Consider the following 8,128-nt stretch of genomic DNA (forward strand, 5'->3'; position numbering starts at 1 on the left):
CTTGCCGTCGCCCATGCTGGCCACGCCGTACAGATGCGGCACCTTGGTGCGCAGCCGCTCGCCGGTCACGCGCACGGCCAGCTCCACGCCGGGCAGCCCGAGCGCGTTGCGAATGGTGTTGAGGCCGCCGATTTCGAGCAGCACGATGCTGAAGCAGCCGTCGGTGGCGCGCGCCCGGGCGATCCGCAGGTCGAGCCGTTCGGCGAACAGCTTGCGGTTCGGCAGGCGCGTGGTGTCGTCGTAGTTGGCGGCGTACCAAAGCTCGCCGCCCGACGGCGGTTCGTTGTTGGCACGGCTGATGAACACCACCCAGGCGTCGGTCCCGATGGCGTTCGCGCCGTTCGCCTCGGCCCGAGGCGCGCCATCCGCGCCGGACAGGTCGATGCCGCCGGCCAGTTGCGCCGCCGCGCCGCGCCGGGCCGCATGCCGCGCGTTGCCCGCTTCGGCCGCGTAGAGCGGCGACAGCACGAGGCGCACCGGCAGGCCGTCGCCGGTCGGGCGCTGCAGCAGCCAGATCTCGCTGCCGCGCGCGAGCGCGTCCATGCTGGGCGCGGACCATGCGTCGCCGGGCGCGGCCAGCATCGATTGCAGGCGCAACGCGGTGCCGGGCACGCCGGCGCGGCGGCCGGTCAAGCGCTCGAACGCGGCGTTGGACCAGGTCAGCGTGCCGTCGGACGCACACAGGCACACGGGCTGGGCGGCCTGCGAAATCGCGCGTTCGATGCGCGTCGCGTCGGCGTGGCGCGGCGAATCGTCGATCGGGTCGTCGATCGATTCGTCGAGCGCGGCGAGCGGTTCGGTCAGGCGCGGCTCCGGTCGTTGCATGGCGAGAGGTCGGTCAGGGAAAGGCGGCGACAGGGTCCGTCGCCGCAAGCTTCAGATAGTAAGCGAATCGGGTGCGCGCGCTCGTGAAAATCGGTGGCCCGCGTCACGCTCAAGCGCCGCCGGCCTGCGTGCAGGCTTCGATGCCGGCCGCGATGGCGCCACCGATGCGACGAATCGTTTCCGGTTGCGCAAGCCGCCGCTCCTCGTCGGGATTGACGATCACGCCGGCCTCGATCAGCAGCGCCGGCATGGGCGCGGTATGCAGCACCATCAGGTCGTCGAAGCGGTGGATGCCGAGCCGGCGATCGAGCAGCGGGCGGTTCTCGCCGTGGATCGGTTCCGCGTGATAGAGCGACGGCGTCTCGCCGGCCGCCAGCATCCGCTCGCCCACCGCCTTCGCGCAGCGCAGGCTCTGCGCGTAATGCGGATTGCGCTCGGACACGAAGATCGCGTAGCCGTGGAAATTGCGCTGGCGGCCCGCATCGAGATATTGCTGCTGGATCGAATCGTGATGGATCGATATGAACAGGTTCGCGTCGGGGTGCTGCGTGGCGCGCGCGGCCAGCGCGATCTCGCGGCCGTCGGCCGAGGTGCGGAACACGCGATCGCCCTGCGCGGCCAGGTCGGCCGCGACCGCCGCCGACAGGTCGAGGTTGTAGCGGTATTCGACGCGGCCGCTGGCGCCGGTCGCGCCCGGATGCAGGGGCGTGTGGCCGGTGTCGACGACGATGGTGGGCGCGGCGGCCGGTGACGCTGCGGGCGAAGCGGCATGAACGGCGGGCGCGGCGCTCGCCAGCACGCAGGCCAGCGCTGCCGTGCGCAGGAAGAAACGTGTTGTCGATGTCATCGTGGTGATAGCGGGTGTCGGTGGCAACGCGCGAGCCGATGCGGCACGCGCGACACCAGCATGCGTCATCGGCGCTTTGCGAGACGGCGGGAATCGCGACGCATTTTACGCGTGCGCGGTACAACGAAGAAGCCGAAACAACGCGGATTGTCAGCTAAACACGTATCAATTTGCGACGGTGCGCCTGCCGGAGACGCGCACGTTGACAAACTTACGCCGCGCTCACGATTTCGCGCCGAACGCGTCGGCCATCTGCTTGGCGCGCTTGACCTCGTCGCCATGCAGATAGATGGAGGTGGTCGAGATCGATGCGTGGCGCAGATTGTCGCGCACCGTGGTCAGCTCCGCGCCGCGCGCGAGCGCGTGGGTGGCGTGCGTGTGGCGCATCCAATGGGGGCTTGCGCGGCGCAGCTTGTCGGCGAGCGGCGGATGATCGGTGGCGAACTGTTCGGACACCTGCATGAAGAAGCGCTTGAGCACCTTCCAGAGCCGCACGCCGCTGATGCCGGCCTGCACGTCGCCGGCCAGGGCGCCGATCACGGGCGTGTCGGGCCGCCATTGCGTCGCGACCATCGACAGGCCGCGCTCGCACGCGTAGCGCGTCAGCGCCTGCCAGGCCAGCGGCGGCAGCGCCACGCGCGCGGCCTTGCCGCCCTTGCCGACGAGGTGGATCCAGCGGTCGTCGCGCGCGTCACTGCGGATCGCGCCGAGCGTCAGGCCCACCAGTTCGCTCGCGCGCAGGCCCGTGGCATACGAGAAATCGAGCAGGAAGCGCAGCCGCTGCGCGGCGGCCGGCTCCCAGCCGCCCGACCATTCGAGGCCGTCGGCGATCACGCGCACGATCTGCCATTCGCCGTCGCTGAACACGCGCGACGAGTCGAGCGCGGCCGAGCGTGCCCCGCCGCGCACCTTCACGCCCGAGAACGGATTCGCAAGCAGGTAGCGCTGCTCGACGAGCCAGCGAAACAGCGCGCCGAGCACCGACAGCGCATGCGCGGCCGAGCGCGCCGACAACGCGCCCGTGAACGGCCGCCAGTCGGCGGCGCGGCGCGGGCGAATCGGGCCGGTCCAGCGTTCGGCCGGCTCGGGGCGGCGCAGGAACGCGCGGTAGGCGAGCGCGTCTTCGGTCGTCAGCGACGACAGCGCGCGGCCGCGCTCGACGATCGCCCACAGGATCAATCGTTCGGCCTCCTTGCGATAGGTGCGGCGCGTGGCCTCCGACTCGTGCAGCGAGAGCCAGGCCTGCACGGCGGTGTAATCGTTGTCGGCGTCGAGCGTGCAGGTTGCGCGCGGCGCGCGGAACGTGCCGGCCGTGCCGTCCACCTCGTGCGGCAGGCGCAGTTGCTCCCACGGCACGATCGCGGCCGGCGCGGCCGAGGCCACCAGCGCGCGGGCGCGTTCGGTCAGCGCCGGATGCGCGCGGAAGAACGCCTCGATATGGCGCGCGCTGGCCGGGCCGAGCCCGTCGATCGCCTTCCACCATTGGCGGCGGCGCGGAATGCGCACCGTCAGGTCGGCCAGCGTGGTGATGCCGTGCGCGCGCAGCGCCGCCACGGCGCGCGCGGGCAGCCAAAGGTCAACGTCGTCGCCGACGTGCGGCTCGGGCAGGCGGGCGTGACGCAGTTGCCCGATCGCCTCGGCCACCGCGCGCGCATGTTGCGTGCGCTCGGCCGGCGCATGCGCGAGCAGCTCGGCCAGATCGCGCCGCCCGGCACGCGTGGCGGCCGCCACCAGACGGCGGCGGATCGCGCCGAGCACGCCGCGTGCGGAGCGGCCCTGGCCGAGCCGGTCGCCGAGATAACGCTCGGCCGCCGCGCGCACCGACATGCCCTCGTACCACGCACGCAGCATGGCCAGCTCGTCGGCATCGGGGAAGCCGGACGGAGCCGGTGAATCGGCAGATTGGGTGGGAATCGGCGGGCGGGAAGTCATGCGCGCGAGTGTGACATGAATTCGGCGGGGAGCCGGCGATTTGGGCGATGACTTGGCCTGCGATTCGGCCTGCGATTCGGTCGGTGATTCGGTCGGCGATTCGAGCGGTGATGCAGCCGTCGATTCGGCCCGCGACACAACCGCCGCTTCATCCGGCGACGCAACCGACCACGCCACTCAATCCCCGTCCTTCGCCACAGGCGCGTGGCGCCCCACCTTCGCCTCCCGACGCTTGCGCTCGTTGAGGATCTGATGGCGACGATGATCGGTCATGCCCTTCCAGGCCCGCGCCTCCTCGCGAGTGCGAAAGCACCCGGTGCACAAGCCCGTCTTGCCGTCGAACGCGCACAGCTCGACGCACGGTGATTTGACTGCCATGAGATCTTTTCCGGAAAACGTCGAACTGCGTTCAGGCCAGCGCCGCAACGCCCTGATAGCCGAGATACAGGCCCACCAGCACGATCAGCCCGCCCGAAAAATACGGCGCCTTGCGCGCGAAGCCGCCGAAGCCGCTCCAGCGCTTCGACACATGCTTGACGCTCAACGCGGCCAGCGTGCCCGAAGCCACCATCGTCGCGGCCAACCCGATGCTGAAGCACAGCACCAGCGCCGCGCCCAGCGTGAACTGCTTCAGTTGCAGGCACAGCAACAGCACCGTGATCGACGCCGGGCACGGCACCAGCCCGCCCGTCAGGCCGAACATGACGATCTGCCCGGTCGTGACGCCGCCGCCCGCGAAGCGGCGCTGGATATCGTTGGCGTGAGCGCGCTCGTGGGCGTCCTGATAGCCGTCGGCCTGCACGTCGAGCCCAGCGGCGGCCGCGTGATCTTCGCCGTAGACCACCTCGTAGCTGTGGCTGTGGTTGCCATGGCCGAGCCATAGCCGCGCCGTGAACGCATGCGGCTCGGGAATCGCGTCGGACGATTCGAGAAAGCCGTCGCGCTGCACGAAGCGGAACGTCTGGCTGCTGCCGTCGGGTCGCGCGATTTCCACGGCCACCTGGCTCGCAGGCCATACCTGCCCGCCCCGGCCGGCATTGCGCAGCCGGAAGCGCGGCGGCACGCCATCCTCGAAGATCTCGAGCCGCACCACGCCGTGGCCGGTGTCGATGAGCCGCGCCTCGTCGTGGTGATGGCCGTGGCCGTGCGCGTGGTCGTGGCCGTGCTCGTGATGATGCGCATGCGCGGCGCGCTGCTCGCGCCAGGTGCGCCACAGCATCCACGCCGCGATCGCGATGATCATCACGGCCGAGGCGATCTGGAAATACGGCTCGGTCGCTTCGGCGCTCCAGTTGCGGCCGAAATAGAGGCCCGTCATCGCCACGGCCCACACCACCGCCGTGTGCGAGAGCGTCGCCGACAACCCCAGCAGCACCGCCTGCCCGACCGTGCCGCGAATCGCGACGATGAACGCCGCCATCATCGTTTTAGAATGGCCGGGTTCGAGCCCGTGCAGCGCACCCAACAGGATCGCGCTGGGCACGAACAACCAGGCATTGCCCTGTTGCAGCAGGGTCGAGAATTCAGTCATTTCCACGTTCCAAGAGACTGGAGAACGGAGCGCAGTATACTCCCCCCCAGTATAAAAACACCCTCCGACATGCATACGATTCACGACAAACCGAAGTTGCTGGCCCGGGTCCGACGGATGCAGGGGCAACTGCGCGCGCTCGAAACCCAGCTCGATCAGGACGGCGATTGCGTGGCGATCCTCCAGCAGATCGCGGCGATCCGCGGCGCGGCGAACGGGCTGATGTCCTCGGTCATCGAGGGCCATATGCGCGAGCACGTCGTCAAGGAAACCGACGAGGAACACCGCCGCGAGGAAGCCGAGGTCGTCATGCAGGTGATTCGCTCGTATCTGAAGTGAGTGAAGTGCGCGGCGATGCGTGCGCGCCACGCTGCGGCGCGCGGCGCTTGCCGGCCGAAAAGCGCGCGTGCTAGATTCAAGCCCTTCCGATCACCCCGACCTGCCAAGGAGAACCGCACCATGACGTCACGCCAGCTCTCCTCCCGTTGCGGGTCGTAACCGGGTCGATCGCGTCAAGCCGCCTTGCCGCTCCGCCGACATGACATGTCGGCCAGCGCCAGGCCGCCCTCGCTTCCCGCCGTGCCGTTCGCCATCCTGACGTTCCGAACCTTCGGGCCGCCGCGATAGGCCGTGCACGGCGCGCCGCGCCGATATCCCCCCTCTCGAATCGAGCCGCGCCTGCGTGCGCGTCGCCCGGTCCATGGCCCGCCGTTCTCTTTCTTTTCGAACGGAATCACTCATGGGCACTCCCCTGCAAAAGCTAGCGGACGGCGTCACGTTGTGCGCGTCCCCGGCAACCTGGATCGAAGGCGAAGCGATCCGCCAACTGCAACACACGGCTACGCTGCCGGGCATGCAGCGCGTCGCCGGCATGCCCGATCTGCATCCCGGGCGCGGCTATCCGGTCGGCGCGGCATTCTTCTCGACGGGCCGGCTGTATCCGGCGCTGATCGGCGGCGACATCGGCTGCGGCATGGCGCTGTGGCAAACCGCGCTCGACGCGCGGCGCAGCAGCGTGACGAAGCTCGCGAACCAGCTCGGTTCGATCGACGGCCGGCTCGACGCGAGCTGGCAGCCGCGGCTCGCGGCGGCCGGCCTCGCCGATCACGGCTTCGCGGCCTCGCTCGGCACGATCGGCAGCGGCAATCATTTCGCGGAACTGCAAAAACTCGACGGCATCCACGATGAAGCCGCCCTGCGCGCGCTCGGCATCGCGCCGGAACGCATGCTGCTGCTCGTGCACAGCGGCTCGCGCGGCTTCGGCCAGGCGATCCTCGAACGCCACACGCACACGCACGGCCACCGCGGGCTCGACGACGCCAGCGCCGATTGCGCCGCGTATCTGGAACGACACGACGCGGCGCTGCATTACGCGCGCATCAATCGCGAGCTGATCGCACAGCGCATGCTGGCGCGCTGGCGCAGCGAAGGCACGCCGCTGCTCGACATGCACCACAACTTCCTGAGCCGCGTCGCGATCGGCGGCACGCCGGGCTGGCTGCACCGCAAGGGCGCGACGCCGGCCGACGCGGGGCCGGTCGTGATCCCCGGCTCGCGCGGCGACTACAGCTACCTCGTGCAGCCGCTGCCGTGCGGCGACATCGGGCATCTCGATTCGCTCGCGCACGGCGCGGGCCGCAAGTGGGCGCGCGGCGACTGCCGGGGCCGGCTCGAAGCGCGCTTTTCGCCGTCGCAACTGACGCGCACACGCCTCGGCAGCCAGGTGATCTGCGAGAACCGCGAGCTGCTGTACGAGGAGGCGCCGCAGGCCTACAAGCCGATCGACAGCGTGGTGGACGCGCTCGAAGCGGCCGGCCTGGTGCGCCGTCTGGCGCGGCTTGCGCCGGTGCTGACCTACAAGACCGCCGGGGAAGGTTGTTGATGCTGCTTCATCTGACAGCCGCGCACGGCCCGCTCGAATGCCAGTTGGCGGTGGCGCATGCGTTGCGGCAATTGCAAAGCGAGGCCGACGCCGCGCATGTGACGTTGACCGTGCTGGAGGACGTGCCGGGCGAACGCCTCGGCACGTTCCGCTCGGTGCTGGTCGAGCTGGGCGAACCGGACGGTGGGCCGCACCGCGATGCGGCCGCCGACGCGCTCGCCGCGCGCTGGACCGGCACGTTGCAATGGATCTGCGCGAGCCCGTTTCGCGCACGGCACCCGCGCCGCAACTGGTTCATCGGCGTGGCGCGCTGCGCCGTCGCGCCACCACCGCCCGACGGCGAGGTGCGCTTCGAGGCGATGCGTGCGCGCGGCCCCGGCGGGCAACACGTCAACAAGACGGCGTCGGCGATCCGCGCCACGCATCTGGCCAGCGGGATTGCCGTGCGCGTGGAAAGCGAGCGCAGCCAGCACGCGAACCGGCGGCTCGCGTTGCAACTGCTCGGCTGGCGCTTGCAGCAGGAAGCCGAACAGCAGGCGTTGCGCGAACGCCGCGAGCGGCATCGACAACATGGCGCGGTGGCGCGCGGCAACCCGGTGCGGGTGTTTCGGGGCGAGACGTTCGTGCCATCGGACGGCTGATCGCAGCCTGTGCGCGGCTTCGGGATCGTTTCATCTGCCTGCAAAAGCAGTTGACCGCTTCATGCCGAATCGCGGGCGACGCCGCCCCTGATCGAACTGCTATCGGGGCGCCCTCACACCGCGACCGGATGCGCTCAGTCCGGAATCACCGCGGTGGCTTCGATCTCCACCTTCGCCCTCTCCACCATCAGCGCCGCGACCTGGAACGCGCTCATCGGCGGGAAATGCCCGATCAGCTCGCGATAGGCGCGCCCGACCTCCTTCGCGTCGGCGAGGTAGGCGTCGCGATCAGTCACATACCAGGTCAGACGCACGATGTGCTCCGGCCCGGCGCCGGCCTGCGCCAACACCGTCACGATGTTCTTCAGCGCCTGGATCGCCTGGTCGGCATAACGCTCGCTGTGGATCTTCTCCTGGCCGTCCCAGCCAAGCTGGCCCGAGGTAAACACGAGCCGGCCGCGGGGGGGGGG

The 8,128-nt window shown here is 70.0% G+C and carries 9 protein-coding genes; 3 read left to right on the forward strand and 6 right to left on the reverse strand.

Going from position 1 to position 8,128, the window contains the following annotated elements; translation table 11 throughout:
• From ACYP33_RS17350 to ACYP33_RS17370, 5 genes are all read right to left on the reverse strand, one after another.
• On the reverse strand, positions 1-825 hold an 825-nt coding region (locus ACYP33_RS17350; protein WP_459622979.1), incomplete at its 3' end, for a diguanylate cyclase domain-containing protein.
• A 109-nt stretch (positions 826-934) separates the two neighbouring features.
• Positions 935-1,672 (reverse strand): N-acetylmuramoyl-L-alanine amidase, encoded by a 738-nt coding sequence (locus ACYP33_RS17355; protein ID WP_459622980.1) that lies wholly within the window; start codon positions 1,670-1,672, stop codon positions 935-937.
• A gap of 222 nt (positions 1,673-1,894) precedes the next feature.
• Positions 1,895-3,604: a phage integrase family protein gene (locus ACYP33_RS17360; protein WP_459622981.1), complete on the reverse strand. Its 1,710-nt coding sequence runs from the start codon at positions 3,602-3,604 to the stop codon at positions 1,895-1,897.
• A gap of 177 nt (positions 3,605-3,781) precedes the next feature.
• The gene (locus tag ACYP33_RS17365; RefSeq protein WP_459622982.1) at positions 3,782-3,982 is read right to left on the reverse strand and encodes a DUF1289 domain-containing protein; all 201 of its coding nucleotides are present in this window, start codon (positions 3,980-3,982) and stop codon (positions 3,782-3,784) included.
• A 31-nt stretch (positions 3,983-4,013) separates the two neighbouring features.
• The gene (locus tag ACYP33_RS17370; protein ID WP_459622983.1) at positions 4,014-5,135 is read right to left on the reverse strand and encodes a nickel/cobalt efflux transporter; all 1,122 of its coding nucleotides are present in this window, start codon (positions 5,133-5,135) and stop codon (positions 4,014-4,016) included.
• Between the two features lie 69 nt (positions 5,136-5,204).
• Between ACYP33_RS17370 and ACYP33_RS17375 the strand changes: the two genes are divergently transcribed.
• The 3 genes from ACYP33_RS17375 to prfH all read left to right on the forward strand — a co-directional run bounded on the left by ACYP33_RS17375 (position 5,205) and on the right by prfH (position 7,658).
• Positions 5,205-5,474, forward strand: coding sequence for a metal/formaldehyde-sensitive transcriptional repressor (locus ACYP33_RS17375; RefSeq protein WP_459622984.1), 270 nt, complete (start codon positions 5,205-5,207; stop codon positions 5,472-5,474).
• A gap of 400 nt (positions 5,475-5,874) precedes the next feature.
• A complete protein-coding gene (locus tag ACYP33_RS17380) occupies positions 5,875-7,017 on the forward strand; it encodes an RNA ligase RtcB family protein (RefSeq protein WP_459622985.1) in 1,143 nt (380 codons plus the stop codon).
• Positions 7,017-7,658, forward strand: coding sequence for a peptide chain release factor H (prfH, locus tag ACYP33_RS17385; RefSeq protein WP_459622986.1), 642 nt, complete (start codon positions 7,017-7,019; stop codon positions 7,656-7,658). The genes ACYP33_RS17380 and prfH overlap by 1 nt, the downstream gene beginning before the upstream one ends.
• A 134-nt stretch (positions 7,659-7,792) precedes the next feature.
• Here prfH and ACYP33_RS17390 read toward each other — a convergent pair.
• Positions 7,793-8,128, reverse strand: a 336-nt coding sequence (locus ACYP33_RS17390) for a RidA family protein (protein ID WP_459622987.1), incomplete at its 5' end; no start/stop codon positions are given.

The organism is Burkholderia sp. 3C, from assembly GCF_054589155.1.